Genomic DNA, 20,243 nt, shown 5'->3' with positions numbered 1-20,243 from the left:
TGGTGGCTCTCGACTTCGGGAAGTAGGCACGTCGCCGCAACAGCTCGACTGGCGATCCGTTCGGGCTCCGGCAGGTGCCGAGCGGCCCACGGGTGGAATCCCCGTGGGCCGCACGCCTGCCTCAGTCCATCGCGGCGCGTAGGGAGGCTGGGCGCATGTCGGTCCACACCTCGTCCACGTGCGCCGAGCACTCGTCCTTCGTGCCCTTGGTGCCCTCGAACCGCCACCCGGCGGGCACGTCGTGGTGCGCCGGCCACAGCGAGTACTGACCCTCGTCGTTCACGAGCACCTGGTAAGCGATGTCGTCCCTCATGCCTTCTCCTCCTGGACTTTCCCGTACTCCCGCAGAGTCGGGCTCAACGTGACGAATACCGTGACCAGCGAAATCCCCACCGCGCACACCACGACGGAGGTACGGGCGGACAGCGCTTCGGTCAGCGCGCCGCCCACCAGGGGGCCGATGGCGCCGGCGGCTCCGACGACGACCCCCATCACCCCGCTCAGCCGTCCTCGCAGCTCATCGGGGGTGAGGAGCAGTTGATGGGTGCTGATGGTGGTGTTGGCGGTCGGCGCCAGGAACGCCATCAGCGCGAACAGCACCCCGATCAGGTACGGCGACTCGACCAGCAACGCGCACGGCACCAGCAGCGTCAGCACCCAGAACACCGACGCGATCGACCGGTGCGGCCCCAGCGCCCGGTGCAGGAACGGCGCGGCCAGCGCGCCCAGCACACCGCCGACCCCGAGCATCGCCGCCATCACGCCGATCGCGCCGGCCGACTCGCCCTGGTCCTTCACCAGCACGATGACGACCAGGTAGAACGCGGTGAAGAACAGGTTGAGCACCACCGCGCACAGCGCCGTCACCCGGATCTCGCGCCGGCTCCACACCCACCGCAGCCCTTGACCGATCGACCGCAGCAGGTGCGGGTGGGACTCGACCGGCGCGGACGGCGGCACCCGCAGGAACAGCAGCGCCACGAACGCCACCACGTGCGTGACCATGTCCACCAGGAACGGCAGCCACCGCGTCACGGCCAGCAGCAGGCCGCCCAGCGCCGTCCCCGCCATCTGCCCCAACGACGACCGGGCGCTGTTCATCGCCACCGCGGTCGCCAGCTGGGACTCCGGCACGAGCCGGGGCAGGCACGCGTCCTCCGCCGGCTCGAACAACGCCCGGCACACACCCAGCACCGCGGCCACCGCCATGATGTGCGGCATCGTGACGGCGTCGAACCACAACGCCGCCACCAGCCCGCCCAAGGCGACCACCTGGACCGCCTCGCAGCACAGCATGATCCGACGGCGGTCCCACCGGTCCACCAACGCCCCGGCGGGCAGCCCCACCAGCAGTTGCGCCGTGGCGTCCACGGTCAGCACCAGGCCCGACAGCATCGGCGACCCGGTGATGATCAGCACCAGCAGCGGCAACGCCAGCATCGTGGCGCTGAACCCCACCTCGGCCAGCGCCTGACCGCCCCACAACAGCGTGTAGTTGCGATTGCGCGCCAACGACGTGGTCATGCCGCACCCCGGCAATCAGCGGCGATCGCGCGCAACGCGGCGGCGAAGTCGGCGACCACAGCCTCGACCTCGGCGGCCGGGTGCACCGACGGGTGGTAATACCAGGTGAAGCCCAGTGTCTTACCGGCCTCGCCGACCACGTCCAGCACGTGGTCCCCGGCGTCCGCCGGGTCGTGGTCCAGGCCGACGGACGGCAGCGCCGACCGGTACAGCCCGGTCGCCTCGGCCGAACCGCCGTCGAACTGGCCCAGGTAGTTGAACGACACCGCGGGCCGTCCGGCGTCGGGCACCAGGCCGTGCTGACGCAGCGCCCCGTAGCCGAAACCGTTCCCCGGCACGGCCCGCAACTGCCGCCGCACCGACTTCACCCGGTCCCGCCAAGTCCCGTCACGCCAGGTCCCTTCCGGCACGTCCAACGCCACCGGGTACATGGTGGTGAACCAGCCGACAGTCCGCGACAGGTCCACGTCCAGCACGTCCTCCCGCCCGTGGCCCTCCAGGTCCACCGCGACCCGTGACGACCCGGTCCACCGGGACAGCGCCCACGCCAACGCGGTCAGCAGCACGTCGTTGATCCGGGTCCGGTACGCGGCGGGCGCACCGCGCAACAACGCGTCCGTGTCCTCCTCCGACAACTCCACCGTGACCGCCTCCGTAGCGCCCTCAGGCGTGGGAGACGGCGGGAACGTCGTGCTCCAGTGCTCGATCTCGTCGTCCAATCCACCGCCGAGCACGTGCGCCTCCAACCGTCGCGCCCACTCCTGGTACGACGTCGTCTTGGCGCCCAGGTCACCACCCCGGTACGCGGTGTCCAGGTCGTCCAGCAGGATCCGCCACGACACCCCGTCCACCACCAGGTGGTGCGCGACCAGCAACAACACCGGCTGCGCGGCCTGGAACAGCACTGCCCGGAACAGCGGACCGGACGCCAGGTCGAACGACGCGTGCACCTCGTCGGCGACGGCCTCCGACATCCCGTCGACCACGGTCAGCACGTCGACATCGCGCACCTCGTCGTTGTGCTGCCGCCACACCCCGTCGACCGACGTGAACCGCAGCCGCAACGCGTCGTGGTGCGCCACCAACTCGCCCAACGCCCGCCGCAACGTCGCCACGTCCACCGCCGGGTCCAGCTCCACCATGTGCGACTGGTTGAAGTGGTGCGGGTTGCGCCGCCCCGAGTTCAGGAACCAGTGCTGGATCGGCGTCAACGGCACGTCGCCCACCACCGGCGCCCGGTCGGCCGCCGACACGACCTCCACCGACACGTGCGGCGCCAAGGAAGCGATGGTCTGGTGCGTGAAGAGGTCCCGTGTGGCGAACCGGTATCCGGCCTGCCGCGACCGCGCCACCACCTGCATGCTCAGGATCGAGTCGCCGCCGAGCGAGAAGAAGTTGTCCTCCACCCCGACGCGCGGCACGCCGAGCACGTCCGCCCACACCGCCGCCAACGCCTCCTCCACCGGCCCGGACGGCGCGACGTGCTCGCCGCCGGTCAGCGCCGAGAAGTCCGGCTCGGGCAGCCGCGCCCGGTCCACCTTGCCGTTCGAGCTGATCGGCAACGCGTCCACCGGCACGAACAGCGACGGCACCAGGTAGTCCGGCAGCGACTCGGCCAGGAAGTCCCGGACCTTCGCCACCTCGCCCACCACGTACGCGACGAGCCGCTTGTGGCCACGGGCGTCGGCCCGCGCCACCACGACCGCCTCACGCACGTCCGGGTGCCGCAGCAACGCCGTCTCGATCTCGCCGAGCTCGATCCGGAAGCCCCGGATCTTCACCTGCTCGTCGGACCGTCCGACGAACTCCAGCACCCCGGACGCGTTCCACCGCACCACGTCGCCCGTGCGGTACATCCGCGACCCGGGCGGTCCGAACGGGTTCGCCACGAACCGCGAGGCGGTCAGCCCAGGCCGGTCCAGGTAGCCGCGCGCCAGGCCGACACCCGACACGTGCAGCTCACCGGGCACACCGACCGGGACGGGCTGCAACGCGTCGTCCAGCACGTGCACCGTCGTTCCCGGGATCGGCCGCCCGATCGGCGGCACACCACCGGGTTCCAGCGGCTCGCTCCACGACGTGACTACCGTGGACTCGGTCGGACCGTAGGCGTTGATCATCCGTCGGCCGGGAGCCCACCGCCGCACCAGATCCGCCGAACACGCGTCACCGCCCACGACCAGCGTGCGGAACGTCGGCAGCGCCGCGTCCGGCACGGTCGCCAGCGCCACCGGCGGGATCAACGCGTGCGTCACCCCGAACGCGTCGATCACCTCGGCCAACTGGTCGCCGAGCAGCGGCCCCGGCGGCGGCACGACCAGCGCCGCACCCGCCGGCAGCGACATGCACAGCTCCAGCACCGACGCGTCGAAGCTGGGGGAGGAGAACTCCAGCACCCGGTCACCCTGCGACACCCGGAAGTGCGCGATCTCGGCCGCCGAGAACGTGGCCAGACCGGCGTGCGTCACCACGACGCCCTTCGGCCGCCCGGTCGACCCGGACGTGTAGATCATGTACGCCGCGTGCTCGGGCCGCACCCGCACGCCGGGATCGGTGTCGGGTTGTCCGGACACGTCGACCGGACCGTCCAGCACCACCAGCGGCCGGGCGTCGGCGAGCATGAACGAGATCCGCTCCGCCGGGTACTCCGGGTCGACCGGCAGGAACGCGGCGCCGGACTTCAGCACCGCCAGCTCGGCCACCACGAGGTCGACCGAGCGGGGCAGCCGCAGCGCGACGATCCGCTCCGGCCCGGCGCCGAGCCCGATCAGGTGATGTGCCAACCGGTTCGCCCGGGCGTTCAGCTCCGCGTACGTCACGTCGACCGCACCCGTCAGCGCCAACGCGTGCGGCGTCCGCGCCACCTGCGCCTCGACCAGCTCGACGAACCCGGGACCGTCGATCGCCGGACCCGTCGAACCCCACTCCTCCAACGACTTCCGCTCGCCCTCGGGCAACACCGGCAACGACCACAGTGGACGGTCGGCGTCCGCCGCGATCCCGGACAGCAGCACGCCCAGGTGCTCGACCAGTCGCCTGACCGTGCCCGCGTCGAACAGGTCGGTGTTGTACTCGAACGCCCCGTGCAGCCGCCCGTCGTCCTCCTCGGTGAACTCCACCGTCACGTCGAACCCGGTGCTCGCCACCGGCTGCCCGACATCGGACGCTTCCAGGCCCGGGAAACCGGTGGCCTGCGGCGAGTTCTGCAACGCCACCACCGCTTGGAACAACGGCGTGCGACTGGTGTCACGGTCCGGCTGCACCGCGTCCACCACCCGTTCGAACGGCACCTCCTGGTGCGCGAACGCGTCCAGCACGGTGTCGCGCGTCCGGACCAGGAACTCCGGGAACGTCGCCGACGGCTCGATCCGCGCCCTCAGCGTCACGGTGTTGACGAAGAACCCGACCAGGTCCTGCGTCTCCGGCCGGTCCCGCCCCGACGCCACCGTGCCCACCGCGAAGTCGTCCTGCCCGGACCACCGGTGGAACAACACCTGGCAGGCCGCCACCAACGCCATGAACAACGTGCCGTCCACGGCCCGTGCCAGCTCACGCAAACGATTGGCGACCGGCGCGGGCACCACGAACTCGGTCTGCGCGCCCGCCGTCGTCTGCACCGGCGGCCGTGGCCGGTCGGTCGGCAGCTCCAGCGCGGGCACGTCCGCCAACTGCCCGCGCCAGTAGTCCAGCTGCACGTCCAGCGGCTGTTCCCGTTGCCACGCGGCGAAATCGCCGTACCGGATGGGCAGCGGCGGCAGCTCCGCGCCGCCGTACAGCGCGGTCAGGTCGGCCATCAGAACGCCGCCGGACCAGCCGTCGGTGACGATGTGGTGCATGGTCAACGCCAGCACGTGGTCGTCCGGCCCGCGCCGCACCAGCACCGGCCGGAACAACGGCCCCTCGGACAGGTCGAACGGCTCCAAAGCGGGCATCTCGCCGACCACCGGCAGCACGACGTCGGTTGGCGGGTGCACGACCGCCACCGGCAGCCCGTCCACCGCAGGGAACGTGGTCCGCAGCGACTCGTGCCGCGCCACCAACCCCGTCAGCGCCCGTTCCAGCCGGGGCACGTCCAACGCGCCACGCAGCCGCACGGCCAGCGGCGTCACGTACTCGGTGCCGCCGGGTGAGAACTGGTCGAGGAACCACAACCGCTGCTGCGCGAACGACAACGGCACGTCACCGTCGACGCGGGGGATCACCGTGACGTCGGCCGTGGACCCGGACAGCCGGGCCGCGAGCGCCGTCACGGTCGGGTGGTCGAACAGGTCGCGAGGCGAGACGTCGTAGGACGCCCGCAGCCGCGACACCACCCGGATGCTGGAGATCGAGTCGCCGCCGAGGGTGAAGAAGTTGTCCTCGGCGCCCACCTCGTCCAGCCCCAGCACGTCGGCCCACACGTCGGCGACCAGTCGTTCGGCCTCGGTGCGCGGCGCGACGAACCCGCCCGCCGTCGACGCCTCCCGTTCCGGCGCGGGCAGCGCGGCCCGGTCCAGCTTGCCGCTGGTGTTGAGCGGCAACCGTTCCAGCACCACGTACGCGGTGGGGACCATGTACTCGGGCAACTGCTGTCCGGCGTGCTCGCGCAACTCGGCGGCGTCCACCCGTCCCACGGGCACGTAGTAGGCGACCAGACGGTTCTCGCGCAGGACGACCGCGACCTGGGCCACGGCGTCGTGCATGGCCAGCACGGCCTCGATCTCGCCCAGTTCGATCCGGAAACCGCGCAGCTTCACCTGCTGGTCGGCGCGGCCCATGAAGGCCAACTGACCGTCGTCACGGATGCGGACCAGGTCGCCGGTGCGGTACATCCGCGCACCGGGCCTCCCGAACGGGTCGGCGACGAACCGCTGTGCGGTCAACCCCGGCCGGTCCAGGTAGCCGCGCGCCAGGCCGATGCCCGAGACGTACAGCTCTCCGGTGACGCCGACCGGCACGGGCTGCAACGCGTCGTCCAGCACGCGGACCGAGGTGCCGGGGATGGGACGGCCGACCGGGGGCGTGCCGCCGGGTTCCAGCGCCTCGCTCCACGACGTGACCACGGTGGACTCGGTCGGGCCGTAGGCGTTGATCATCCGTCGGCCTGGCGCCCACCGGCGCACGAGGTCGGCGGAGGTCGCGTCGCCGCCCACCACGAGGGTGCGCAGGGTCGGCAGGTCGCCGTCCGGGACGGTGGCGAGCGCGGCCGGCGGGATCAGGGCGTGGGTGATGCCGAATTCGGTGACGAACGCGGTCAGTTGTTCACCCAGCAGTGGTCCGGGCGGCGGCACGACCAGCGTGGCACCGGAGGGCAGTGCCATGCACAGCTCCAGCACCGAGGCGTCGAAGCTCGGGGAGGAGAACTGGAGCACCCGGTCGCCCGGTGACACGTCGAAGTGCGCGATCTCGGCGGCCGAGAAGGTCGCCAGACCGGCGTGCGTCACGACCACGCCCTTGGGCTTGCCTGTCGAACCCGACGTGTAGATCACGTAGGCCGCGTGTTCCGGCCGCAGCATCACGTCCGGTGCGTCGGCGGGCAGCCCGGACAGGTCCGGCAGAGCGTCCAGGACGAGCGCCGGCCGTGCGTCGGCGATCATGTAGGCGATGCGGTCGGCCGGGTACGAGACGTCGACCGGCAGGTAGGCCGCGCCCGCCTTGAGCACGCCCAGGATCGACACGACGAGGTCCGGCGACCGCGGGAACGTCAACGCCACCACCGACTCCGGCCCGACTCCGACCCCGATCAGGTGGTGCGCCAGCCGGTTCGCGCGCTCGTCCAATTCCCGGTAGGTAAAGCTCATCCCGCCACCCATCACGGCGACCGCGTCCGGTGTGCGTGCCGCCTGTGCGGCGAACAGTGACGGGATGGTGTCCTCGACCACGGACGCCGGGCCACGCCACGACGTCAGCACCCGGTCCAGGTCGGCGTCGGACAGCCACGGCAGTTCGAACACCCGCCGGTCCGGATCGGCGCCGATCCCGTCGAGCAGCCGACTCAACCGGTCGCCGAGCGCGGTCATGGTGGAGGCGTCGAACAGGCGCGGGTCGTAGGTCAACTCCACGTGCAGCGAGTCGTCCACGTGCGCGGCCACCGTGAGCGGGAACGTGGTGGTGTCCATTCCGCTCGCCTCGCCGACACGCGGCCCGCCGTCGGGGGTGTCCTTGTCCACGGGGTAGTTCTCGAACGCCAGCAGGCTGTCGAACAGACCCGATCCGGTCCCGGCCCATCCCTGCACCTGCGCCAGCGACACGTGCTCGAACCGGCGGGACTCGATCTGCGCCTCCTGCAACCGCCGCAACCAGCCGACCACGTCGGCCTCGGGCTCCACGGTCACCCTGGTGGGCACGGTGTTGATGAACATCCCGACCATCGACTCGACGCCGGGCAGCTCGGGCGGCCGACCGGACACCGTGCTGCCGAACACCACGTCCCGCTGTCCCGAGGTCCGCGCCAACAGCAGGGCCCACGCGCCTTGGACCAGCGTGTTCACCGTGAGGCCGTGGGTGCGGGCGACCGCGTCCAGCCGTTCGGCGGGTAGGTCGAGCACGACCCGGGCGGACGACTCGGCCCGGTGCGCCTCGGCCGGCGGCCGGTCGAACGGCAGGGGAGTGGGCGCCTCGAACCCGGCCAGCACGCCGCGCCAGTGCGACTCGGCGGCGGTCTGGTCCAGGTCGGCGAGCCAGGCCAGGTAGTCCCGGAACGGCCGCCGGACCGGTGCCGTGCCGCCCGCGCACTCGTTCAGCACCTCGCCGAACACCTGCGCCGTGCTCCAGCCGTCCAACAGCACGTGGTGCGACGTCCACAACAGGTCGACCTCGGTGTCGGACACCCGCCCGATGGTCAACCGCATCAACGGCGCCGAGGTCAGGTCCACGCCGGCGGCGGCGTCCGCTGCGACCAGCTCGTCCGTGACGGGGGCGTAGGTCACCGGCACGGTCACGCCGCGCCGCACGACCTGCACCGGCTCGTCCAGACCCTCCCACACCACTTCAGAACGCAGGATCGGCGTGCGGTCGACGACCCGTTGCCACGCCTGCGCCAACCGTGCCGGGTCCACATCGGACAGTCGCACGCGCAGTTGGTTGACGTACGCGGTGCCGCCGTCCACCAGGTTGTGGAACAACATGCCCGCCTGCAACGGCGTGAGCGGGTAGACGTCCTCGACGTCCCGGTCGGCGATCCGGTCCACCTGCTCGGCGGTCAGCGTGGCCAGCGGGAAGTCGGACGGCGTGCGGCCCCAGGCGTCGGGCCGGGCGCAGAACGCCGCGATCCCGCGCAGGGCGTCCGCCATCCGGTCCGCCATCGCCCGGACGTCGGCTTCGTCGTGGGCCTCGGTGGAGTACTCCCAGTCCACCACGAGTTCGCCCGCCGACACCGCCGCGGTGATGTCCAGCAGGTGCGGGCGGGTCAGGTCGTCCGGCACCTCCCGACCGTGGTCGGCTTCGGTGTCTGATGATTCGGATAGTTCACCGTCCCACTGGCCCAGGTAGTTGAAGCACACCCGCGGCAGCGCGCCGGTCAGGCCGCGGTCGTGGTACTTCAGGGCTTCATAGCTCAAACCCTTGTCGGGGACGGCCCGCAATTGCTCCTTGACCGACTTGAGCGCGGCCCCCCAGTCACCTTCGGGCAGTTCGACCGCCACCGGGAACTGCGCGGTGAACCAGCCGACCGTCCGGGACAGGTCCACACCGTCGAACAGCTCCTCGCGGCCGTGGCCTTCCAGCGCGATCAGGGCCCGCCCGTCGAACGCCGACGTGAGCGCGGTGAGCAGCACGTCGTTGACCTGCGTCCGGTAGGCGTCCGGAACGGCGTGCAGCAGCGCGTCGGTCTCGGCTCGGCTCAACCGGACCGACACGCTCCGCGCGGCGCCGGCCTCCGTCGGCACGGGTTCCTCCACCGGCACGGCGGTCCAGTGCGGGAGGGCGTGGTCGAACCGGCCGTCCAGCACGTGCCGGTCCAGCCTGCGCGCCCAGTCGGTGAACGCCGTGCTCTTCGGGCCGAGTCCGCCGCCCGCCAGCACGGTGTCCAGGTCCGCCAGCAGGATCCGCCACGACACCGCGTCGACCACCAGGTGGTGCGCGGTGACGAACAGCCTGCCGTCGGGGAACAGCACCGCGCGCACCAGCGGCCCGCGCCTCAAGTCGAGGCTCGCGCGGGCCAGGTCGGCTTCGGCGGCGAGGTCGGCAGTGGAGGCGACGCGGAACACGTTCGGCTCGTCCTCCGCCACCTCCTGCCGCCACACGCCGTCCACCTGGCTGAACCGCAGCCGCAACGCGTCGTGGTGGGCGACCACGGCCCGCACGGCGGCCTGCACCGCGGCGGGCTCGACGTCACCCAACTCCACCACCACCGACATGGTGAAGTGCGCCAACGGGCCCTGTTCGGTGAAGAACCAGCGCTGGATCGGGGTAAGAGGCGCTGGTCCGGTCACGGCCTGGTGGGTCGGCCCGGTGGTCTCGGTGACGGCCAAAGCGAGGTCCGCGACCGTCTGGCGGAGGAAGACGTCCTTGGAGGTCAGCTTCAGCCCGAGCTGCCGGGCCCGCGACACGACCTGCATGCTCAGGATCGAGTCGCCGCCGAGCGCGAAGAAGTTGTCCCGCGCGCCGACCCGTTCGACGCCCAGCACGTCGGCCCAGATGTCGGCGAGCGTGGCCGCCACACCCGGTTCGGGCGCCACGTACCCGGCTTCGGCGAACGTCGGCGCGGGCAGCGCCCGCCGGTCCACCTTGCCGCTCGACGTCAGCGGCAACGCCTCCAGCGGCACGAACGCCGACGGCACCAGGTAGTCCGGCAGCCGCTGCTTGAGCCAGCCGGCGAGGTCGGTGGCCGTGCCGACGGTGTAGGCGACGAGCCGCTGGTGGCCGTTGTGCTCGCGTGCCACCACGGCCGCCTGGGTCACGTCGGGGTGGTTCAGCAGCGCCGACTCCACCTCGCCGAGTTCGATCCGGAACCCGCGGACCTTCACCTGGTCGTCGTCGCGGCCCAGGTAGTCGAGCTGGTCGCCGACCCAGCGGACGCGGTCGCCGGTCCGGTACATCCGGGAACCGGGCTCGCCGAACGGGTCGGGCAGGAACCGCTGCGCGGTGAGGCCCGGCCGGTTGAGGTAACCGCGAGCGACCTGGGCGCCGCCGAGGAACAGCGCGCCCGGCACGCCCACCGGCACCGGCCGCAGGTCGTCGTCCAGCACGTGGGCGACGAGGTTGCCCAGCGGACGGCCGATCAGCGGACGGTCGCCGGTGACCGGCGTGGCGACCGCGTCGACGGTGACCTCGGTGGGGCCGTAGTAGTTGTGCGCGGTGGTCCTCGACCGGGCCAGCTCGCGCCACAGCGAGTCGGGCAGCGCCTCGCCGCCGAGCATGAGCACCTTCGGCACGTGCTCGCCGTCGAGCAGGCCGGCCGGGATGAGCTGCTGCACGTAGGACGGGGTCAGGTCGAGGAAGTCGATCCGGTGTTCTCGCACGTACCCGACCAGCGCGGCCGGTTCGAGGCGGACATCGTCGGTGAGCACGTGCAGCTCGTGGCCGTCGGCCATGAGCAGCGGGCCCTCCCACGACGTGTCGAACGAGAAGACCGCGCTCAGCGCGACCCGCAGCCGCCGGGCCGAGAACGTCCGGTGGTGGTTGTGCAGGAGGTTCGCCAACTGCCGGTGCTCGACCACCACGCCCTTGGGCACACCGGTCGAGCCGGACGTGTAGATCACGTACGCGGCCTGGTCGGGCCGCAGCGGCACGTCCGGACTGGTGGCGGGAAGCCCGGTGAGGTCCGGCACGGCGTCCAACACCAGCGTCGGCTTCGCGTCGCCGAGCAGGAAGTCCACACGTGCGCGGGGCAGGTCGTGGTCGATCGGCAGGTACACCGCGCCCGCCTTGTGCACGGCCAGGATCGCCACCACGGAATCGGCGGAACGCGGCAGCGACACCGCGACGGTCCGTTCCGGGGAAGCGCCCTGTGCCAGCAGGTGGTGAGCGAGCCGGTTGGCCCGTGCGTCGACCTCGGCGTAGGTGAGGCGGACGTCGTCGCACACCAGCGCGGTGGCGTCGGGCGTGCGCTTCGCCTGCTCCTCGAAGAGATCGCGGAACGTCAGGTTCGGCACGTCCAGCCGCACGCCGCGGCCGTCCGGCTCGTCACCGAGCAGCAGCGGCACCTCGGTCAACGGGCGGTCCGGCCGCGCGGTGATCCCGGCCAGCAGCGTGACCAGGTGCCGGGTCATCCGGTCGACGGTCGTCTGGTCGAACAGGTCGGTGCTGTACTCGACCGCGCCGCGCAGCTCGCCGTCCGCCTCGCCGAACTCGAACGTCAGGTCGCACGTCGACGTGAGCAGCGGCAGTCGGACCTCCTCCACCCGGAGCCCGGTCAACTCGGGCATGGCGGTGTCGAAGTTCTCCATCAGCACCATGACGTCGAACAACGCGTTGCGGCTCGGGTCGCGGTCCGGGCGGACCGCCTCCACCACCCGCTCGAACGGCACGTCCTGGTGCGCGAAACCGGTCCGCACGGTGGTCCGAACGTCCTCCAGCACCTCGGCGAACGACCGCCTCAAGTCCACTGCGGACCGAAGCGCCACGGTGTTCACGAACAGGCCCACCACGTCGTCCAGCTCGGCCGGTCCACGTCCGGACACCGCCGTGCCGACCGCGATGTCGTCCTGCCCGGTGTAGCGGGCCAGTAGCACCTTCGTGGCCGCCAGCAAGGCGGTGAACAGGGTGTCACCGCGTTCGGCGGCCAGCGCCTTCACGGCCTTCGCCACCGACGCGGGCACGGTGAACTCGTGCTTCGCGCCCGCCGTGCCGCGCACCGCCGCACGCGGCCGATCGGTCGGCAGCTCCAGCGGCGGCACACCGGCCAGGTGCCCGGCCCAGTAGTCGACCGGGGTGTCCTTCAACCAGGCCGTGTAGTCCACGTACTGCACGGCCGGCGGCGGCAGCTCTTCACCCGCGTACAACGCGCCGAGATCGCGTGCCAGCACACCGGTCGACCAGCCGTCCGTGATGATGTGGTGCAGCGTCATCACGAGCACGTGCTCTTCGGGCGTCACCCGGACCAGCCGCGTCCGGAACAGCGGCCCTTCACGCAGGTCGAACGGCGTGCCCACCTCCTCCAGCAGCACCTCTTCCCACGGCCGCTGCTCAACAGAGAGCACCACGTCGTACGGCTCGTGCACGATCTGCACGCCGTCGTCGAAGGTGGTGCGCAGCGACTCGTGCCGTGCCACCAGGCCGTCGAGGGCGCGTCCCAGCGCGACGAGGTCCAGCGGCCCGTGCAGGCGCAACGCGGTGGGCGTGACGTACTCGGTGCTGCCGGGTTCGAACTGGTCCAGGAACCACAGCCGCCGCTGGGCGGGCGACTGGTCGACCGTGACGTGGATGGAGGAAGGGTGGACGCCACCACGCGGGATCACCGGGATGGCGTCCACCTCCACCTTGCCGGAGCCCGCCGCCACGAGGATGGCGGCGGCGAGCCCGGACACCGTGGGGTGTTCGAACACCGCGCGCGGCGACAACTGCACGCCGAACGCCGCGCGCAACCGCGAGGTCACGCGGATGCTGAGGATCGAGTCACCGCCGAGGCGGAAGAAGTCGTCCGTCGCGCCGACCCGGTCCAAGCCGAGCACGTCGGCCAGCACCTCGGCGACGGCCCGTTCGGCCTCGGTGCGTGGCGCGACGAAGTCACCACCGGTCAGGTCGGGTTCCGGCAACGCCCGCCGGTCCAACTTCCCGCTGGGCGACAACGGAAGCTCGTCCAGGACCACGACCGCCGACGGCACCAGGTAGTCGGGCAACGTCCGGGCCAGCGCGTCACGCGGATCGGTCTCCGGCGTGCCGGTCACGTATCCGATCAGGCGGTTCTCGCGGACCACCACCGCCGACTGGAGCACGCCGGGCACGCCCAGCAGCGCCGCTTCGACTTCACCGGGCTCGATCCGGAAGCCCCGCAGCTTGACCTGGTCGTCCGCCCGGCCCAGGTACTCCAACACCCCGTCGACCCACCGCACGCGGTCGCCGGTGCGGTACATCCGCGCCCCGGCCGGGCCGAAGGGGTCGGCCACGAACCGTTGCGCGGTCAACCCCGGCCGGTCCAGGTAGCCGCGTGCCACCTGGGCGCCACCCAGGAACAGCTCGCCGGGCACACCGGGCGGCACCGGCCGCAGGTCGGCGTCCAGCACGTACGCCCTGAGGTTGGACAGCGGACGGCCGATCACCGGCCGTTCGCCGGCCATGAGGGTCCCCACCGAGTCCACCGTGACCTCGGTCGGCCCGTAGTAGTTGACGCCCTCGACGGGCGACTCGGCGATCTGCCGCCACAGCGCCGCGTCCACCGCCTCGCCGCCGACCATGACCCGGCGCAGCCCCGACTTCAGCAGCCCGGCCTGCACCAACTGCCGCGCGTAGGACGGGGTGACGTCGACCATCCCGATGCCGTGCCGCTCCAGGTACCCGACCAGCGCGGAGGGGTCGAGCCGCAGCTCGTCGTCGATGACGTGCAGCTCGTTGCCGGCGGCCAGGAACAGCAGGCCCTCCCACGACGTGTCGAAGGAGAACGTGGCGGTGACGGCGAACCGGGTCGGCTCGTACATCTTCAGGTCTTCGTTGTTGGCGTAGTACAGGTTCGCCAACTGCCGGTGCTCCACCACCACACCCTTGGGCGTGCCGGTCGACCCGGACGTGTAGATCAGGTAGGCGGCGTGCTCCGGGCGCAGCTCGACCCCGGGCGCGGTGTCGGGCTGTCCGGTCAGGTCGGGCATCGCGTCCAGCACCAACGCCGGTTTGGCGTCACGCAAGAGGAACTCGATGCGTTCGGCGGGCAGTTGCGGGTCGATCGGCAGGTACACCGCCCCCGCCTTGAACACCGCCAGCACGGCGACGATCGAGTCCGCCGAACGCGGCAGCAGCACCGCGACCGTGCGTTCCGCGCTTGTCTCTTCTGGCCAGGCACCATGTGCCAACAGGTGGTGTGCCAGCCGGTTCGCGCGCGCGTCCAGCTCGGCGAACGTCAGCGAGGTCTCCCGGAACACCAGCGCGGACGCGTCCGGCGTCCGGCGGACCTGCTCGGCGAACACCTCCGGGTACAGCGCGGACGGCATGTCGCGCGCGGTCCGGTTCCACTCCACCAGGACCTGGTGGCGCTCGGCGTCGGACAGCCACGGCAGGTCCGCGATCCGCGCCGACGGGTCGGCCGCGATCGCTTCCACCAGCGCCCGCAGCCATCCGGCGAGCCGTTCGGCCGTCGCGGCGTCGAACAGCTCGGGGTCGTAGGCGAGGTCGATCTTCAGGTGGTCCGTGAGGGACGCGCTCAGCGTCAAGGGCAGGGTCGTGTTGTCGACGCCCTTCACCTCGACCACGCGCGGCCCGTCACCGTCCGGGTCGTACGGGTAGTTCTCGAACACCACCACACTGTCGAACAGCCGGACACCGGCCCACGACTGGATCTCGGACAGGGATGTGTGCTCGAACCGCCGGGACTCGCTCTGCGCGGTCTGGAACGCGCGCAGCCACGTGCCCACCTCGGCCGTGCCGTCCACGACCGCCCGGGTCGGCACGGTGTTGATCAACATGCCGACCATGGACTCGACGCCCGCCAGCTCGGCCGGGCGACCGGACACCGTGCTGCCGAACACCACGTCGTCCTCACCGCACGCACGGGCCAGCAGCAGAGCCCACGCGCCTTGCACGACCGTGTTCACGGTCAGGCCCGCGCGCTGCACGGCGTCACCCAGGTCCAGCGAGAACCGCACCGACTCGGACGCCTCGGACCGGTGCGCCCGCGCGGGCTTCCGGTCGAACGGCAGCGGCGTCGGACCGTCCACATCGGACAGCACCGTGCGCCAGTGCGACTCGGCGGAGGCCTGGTCCTGCGCCGCCAACCACTCCAGGTAGTCCCGGAACGGCCGCCGCGCGGGCAACCGGGCGGGGGTGCCGGTGGTGATCGCCCGGTACTGCTCCAGCACCTCGCCGAACACCTGCGCCGTGCTCCAGCCGTCCAGGATCACGTGGTGCGACGACCACACCAGCTCCACCCGGTCACCGCCGAGCGGCGTGACGTCGACCCGCAGCAGCGGTGCGACACCCAGGTCGAACGGCCCGTCCACCGGCCCGCCGGGCAGCTTGACGTGCCGGTGCACCACCTGCACCGGCTCGGCCACTCCTTCCCACACCACGCTTGACCGCAGGACCGGCGTCCGGTCGACCACGCGCTGCCACGCCTGCCGCAACGCCGCCGGATCACCGACACCGTCGAGCACCAGCCGCATCCGGTCCACGTACGCGCCGGGCTCGACCAGGCTGTGGAACACCATGCCCGCTTGCAACGGCGTGAGCGGGTAGATGTCCTCCACGTCCGGCCCCGCGATGGCGTCCACCTGATCCTGCGTGAGCCGTGCCAGCGGGAAGTCCGAGGGCGTGCGGCCACTGACACCCGGCTGCGCGCAGTGGGCCACGATCTCGCGCAGCCCGTCGAGCGTCCGCTCGGCCAGCCGCCGTACGGTCTCCTCGTCGTGCACGTGCGCGGAGTACTGCCAGCTCAGCTCCAACTCGCCGTGCTCGATCAGCCCCGTCACGTCCAGCAGGTGGCTGCGCGTCTCCTCGGGCGCCAGGTCCGCGCCGACGTCGTCCCGGCGGGCCAGGTAGAAGCCGCCGCCGGTGACGTCGAACCGACCGTGGTAGTTGAACGAGACCTGGGGCAGCTTTCCGCCGCCCGGACGCCCGACGTCGAGGGCACCGAAGCTCAACCCCCGGTGCGGCACCGCGCGCAGCGACCCCTTGACCGACTTCAACGTCCGGTCCCAGTCGTCGGTCGCCTCCAGCACCACCGGGAACTGCGTGGTGAACCAGCCGACCGTGCGGGTCAGGTCGGTGCCCGGCACCAACTCCTCACGGCCGTGGCCCTCCAGCGTCACGCTCACCGCGTCACGGCCGGTCCACTCCGCCAACGCCCGCCCCAACGCGCTCAGCAGCACGTCGTTGACCTGCGTCCGGTACACCGGCGGCACGGCGGTCAGCAACGCGTCCGTCGTCGCACGGTCCAGCCGCACCGACACCAGGCGTGCCGAAGCGGCCGTGTTCGCGCCGTCCCGGTCCACCGGCAGCGCCTCCGGTTCCGGCAGGGAACTCCAGTACTCGTGTGCGTGGTCCAACGCGCCGGACCGCACGTGCTCGTCCAGCCGATGTGCCCACTGAGTGAACGACGTGCCGACCGGCTCCAGCGGCACACCCCGGTAGGCCTGTTCCAGGTCGCCGAGCGCGATGCGCCACGACACCCCGTCCATGACGAGGTGGTGCACGGTCAGCAGCAGTGCCGGCCGCTCGCCGGGGAAGAACACCGCGCGCAGCAACGGCCCTTCCTCCAGGTCCAGGCTGCGTTGCGCCTCACGCGTGGTCGTCTCCACGTCCGTACCCACCCGGAACACGTCGGCCTCGGTGTCCGCGACCTCCTGCGCCCACTGCCCGTCGACCTGGCGGAACCGCATTCGCAGCGCGTCGTGGTGCCGGACGACGGTCCGCACGGCATCCCGCAGCGTTTCGGCGTCCACTTGTGGGTCCAGCTCCACCAGCAGCGACATCGTGAAGTGCCGCAACGGCCCGTGCTCGGTGAAGAACCACCGCTGGATCGGCGTGAGCGGCGCGGGTCCGGTGAACAGGCGTTCGGGCTCGGCCGCCTTGGCCTCCGACACCACCAGCGCCAACTCGGCGATGGTCTGGTGCCGGAACACGTCCCGCGAGGTCAGGTGCAGCCCGGCCTGCCGGGCGCGGGACACCAGCTGGATGGACAGGATCGAATCGCCGCCCACCGCGAAGAAGTTGTCCTCCACGCCGATCCGGTCCGCGCCCAGCACCTCGGCCCAGATCCGGGCCAGCTCGGCTTCGACCGGTGTGCGCGGCGCGACGAACTCGCCGTCACCGACGGCTTGCGGCGCGGGCAGCGCGGCCTTGTCCAGCTTGCCGTTGGCGGTCAGCGGGAGGTGGTCCAGCCGGACGAACGCCGACGGCACCGAGTACTCCGGCAGCGACCGCCGCAGGTGCTCCCGCAGGTCCGCCGGGCCGGTCGTGACGACGTACCCGACCAGCCGGGTGTGCTCGCCGTCGGTGCGCGCGACCACAGCGGCTTCCCGCACGGTCGGGTGGCTCAGCAGCGCGGCCTCGACCTCGCCGGGCTCGATCCGGAAACCGCGGATCTTGACCTGCTCGTCGGTCCGGCCGAGATACTCGAGGACGTGCCGCTCTGTCTGATTGTCGGCTCCGCCGACGGCAAGCATCCGCACCTTGTCGCCCGTGCGGTACATGCGGGTGCCGGGCTCGCCGTAGGGGTCGGCCAGGAAGCGGTCCGCGGTCAGGCCGGGCCGGTAGAGGTAGCCGCGGGCCACCTGGGGCCCCGCGAGGAACAGCTCGCCGGGCACGCCGACCGGCAACGGCCGCAGGTCTTCGTCCAGCACCCGCGCGGTGAGGTTGGCCAGCGGTCGGCCGATGACCGGGCGGTGGCCCGTGATCCGGCACGACACCGCGTCCACCGTGGTCTCGGTGGGTCCGTAGAAGTTGTAGGCGGCGACGTCGGCCCGCGCCAGCTCCTGCCACAGCGCCGTGCCCAGGGCCTCACCGCCGAGCATCAGCACCCTGGGGCGCCACTCGCCGTCGAGCAGGCCCGCCGGGAGGAGCTGCCGCACGTAGGACGGGGTGAGGTCGAGGAAGTCGATCCGGTGTTCCCGCACGTACCGCACCAGCGCGGTCGGCTCCAGCCGCACGTCGTCGGTGAGCACGTGCAGCTCGTGGCCGTCGGCCATGAGCAGCGGGCCCTCCCAGGACGTGTCGAAGGAGAACACGGCGGACACGGCGACGCGCATGTGCTCGCCCGCGAAGTCCGCGCGGTGGTTGTGCAGCAGGTTGACCAGCTGCCTGTGCTCCACCACGACGCCCTTGGGCTTGCCGGTGGAGCCGGAGGTGTAGATCACGTACGCCGCGTGGTCAGGCCGCGTCGACACCACCGGGTCGGTCCCGGGCAGGCCCGAGGTGTCGACCGGCGCGTCGATCACGAGCACCGCGCGGGAGTCCTCCAGCAGGTAGCGCCTGCGGGCCTCGGGCAGTCCCGGGTCCACGGGCAGGTACACCGCGCCGGCCTTGAGGATGCCCAGGATGCCGATCACCGACTCGACACCGCGCGGCAGCGACAGCGCGACGACCTGCTCGGGCTCGACACCCTCGCGCAGCAGGTGGTGGGCCAGCCGGTTGGCCCGCGCGTCCACTTCGGCGAACGTGAGCCGGATGTCCTCGCACACCAGTGCTGTGGCGTCCGGCGTGCGGCGGACCTGTGCCTCGAACAGGGCGGGGAACGTGGTGGCCGGGACGTCGAGGTCCCGACCCTTGCCCGCCGGCTCGTCGCCGAGCAGCAGCGACAGCTCGGCCATCGGCCGGTGCGGGTCGGCGGTGATGCCCGCCAGCAGCACCAGCAGGTGCTGCGACATCCGGTCGATCGTGGCCGCGTCGAACAGCTCGGTGCTGTACTCCACGACGCCGTGGATGCCGTCGTCGGTCTGGGTGAAGTCGATGCTCAGGTCGAAGTTCGCCCACTCGCGGGTGAGCGGGTGGTCCTCGACGCGCAATCCGGGCAGCTCGGGCAGCGCCCGGGAAGCGTTCTGCAGCACCACCATCACGTCGAACAGCGGCGTGCGGCTCGGGTCGCGGGTCGCGCCGACCGCCTCCACCACCCGGTCGAACGGCACGTCGGCGTGCGCGAACGCGTCCAGCGCGGTGCGGTTGACCTGCGCCAGGAACTCGGCGAACGACCGTGACGTGTCCACGGTGTCCCGCAGCACCACCGTGCCGACGAGGAAGCCGACCAGCCCGGCCAGCTCCGGCCGTTCCCGCCCGCTGGTGACCGTGCCGACCGCGATGTCGTCCTGCCCGGAGTAGCGGGCCAGCAGCAGCTTGCACGCGGCCGTGAGCGTGGTGAACAGCGTGGTCTCGTTGATCCGGGCCAACTCGGCCAGGTCGCCGGCCAGCCGGGTGGGCACCGCGAACTCGTGCGTGGCGCCCGCGGACGTGCGCTCCGCCGGGCGTGGCCGGTCCGTGGGCAGCTCCAGCGGCACGACGCCCGCGAGCCGGTCGACCCAGAAGCCCGTGTCCACCGGCCGTCCCCGTTGCCACACGGCGTAGTCGGCGTACTGGAGGGTCGGCGGGGCCAGGGTCTCGCCGCGGTAGAGCGCGGCCAGCTCGTCCATCAGCAGGCCGAGCGACCACCCGTCCACGACGATGTGGTGCGACGTCAGCAGCAGCACGTGCACGTCATCGGACCCCGCCGGTCTCAACAGCGAGGCGCGGAACAAGGGCCCCTGCCGCAGGTCGAACGGCCGGTCCAGCTCCGCTTGCAGGTCGTCGGTGGCGGCCACGTCGAAGTCGACGTCGTCGTGCACCACCTGCACCGGCCGGCCGTCGACCTGGTCGAACGTGGTGCGCAGCGACTCATGCCGGCGCACCAGCCCGCGCAGTGCCGCGGTCAGCCGGGGCAGGTCGAGCGACCCGGTGAGCCGCAACGCCACCGCGCTGGTGTACTCGGTGCTCTCCGGCTGGAACTGGGCGAGGAACCACAGCCGCTGCTGACCCGCCGACAGCGGCAGCGGCTCGTCCCGCGGCGCGGGCGGGATCACGTCGGCGCGCGCGGGTTGGCCGGCCGCCTTGCCCGCGAGCCGGGCACGGAGGAGTTCGCGCACGTGCTCCGGCAACGCGGAGATGCGGTCGTGCTTGGACGTAGTCAT

General features: G+C 71.8%; 3 protein-coding genes. All 3 read right to left on the bottom strand.

The genetic code is table 11. The features are described from left to right. Nucleotides 1-121: 121 nt before the first annotated feature. Genes F4560_RS18330 through F4560_RS18320 form a run of 3 tightly spaced genes read right to left on the bottom strand, consistent with a single transcriptional unit; the run spans nucleotide 122 to nucleotide 20,243 of the window. A complete protein-coding gene (locus F4560_RS18330; protein WP_033442426.1) occupies nucleotides 122-313 on the bottom strand; it encodes an MbtH family protein in 192 nt (63 codons plus the stop codon). After that, nucleotides 310-1,524 carry an MFS transporter gene (locus tag F4560_RS18325; RefSeq protein WP_184921582.1) on the bottom strand — a complete coding sequence of 405 codons (1,215 nt, stop codon included), beginning with the start codon at nucleotides 1,522-1,524 and terminating at the stop codon, nucleotides 310-312. Before F4560_RS18325 ends, F4560_RS18330 begins: the two co-directional genes overlap by 4 nt. After that, entirely contained in the window at nucleotides 1,521-20,243 is an 18,723-nt protein-coding gene (locus tag F4560_RS18320; protein WP_184921580.1) for a non-ribosomal peptide synthase/polyketide synthase, read from the bottom strand. The genes F4560_RS18325 and F4560_RS18320 overlap by 4 nt, the downstream gene beginning before the upstream one ends.

Source organism: Saccharothrix ecbatanensis, from assembly GCF_014205015.1.
In the GTDB taxonomy this organism is placed as follows: domain Bacteria; phylum Actinomycetota; class Actinomycetes; order Mycobacteriales; family Pseudonocardiaceae; genus Actinosynnema; species Actinosynnema ecbatanense.
This window is presented reverse-complemented; position numbering and strand designations above follow the sequence as displayed.

What these genes read in the sequence shown, in the direction of transcription:
- F4560_RS18330 (WP_033442426.1), bottom strand. Translation starts at nt 313, where the DNA reads ATGAGGGACGACATCGCTTACCAGGTGCTCGTGAACGACGAGGGTCAG.
- F4560_RS18325 (WP_184921582.1), bottom strand. Translation starts at nt 1,524, where the DNA reads ATGACCACGTCGTTGGCGCGCAATCGCAACTACACGCTGTTGTGGGGC.
- F4560_RS18320 (WP_184921580.1), bottom strand. Translation starts at nt 20,243, where the DNA reads ATGACTACGTCCAAGCACGACCGCATCTCCGCGTTGCCGGAGCACGTG.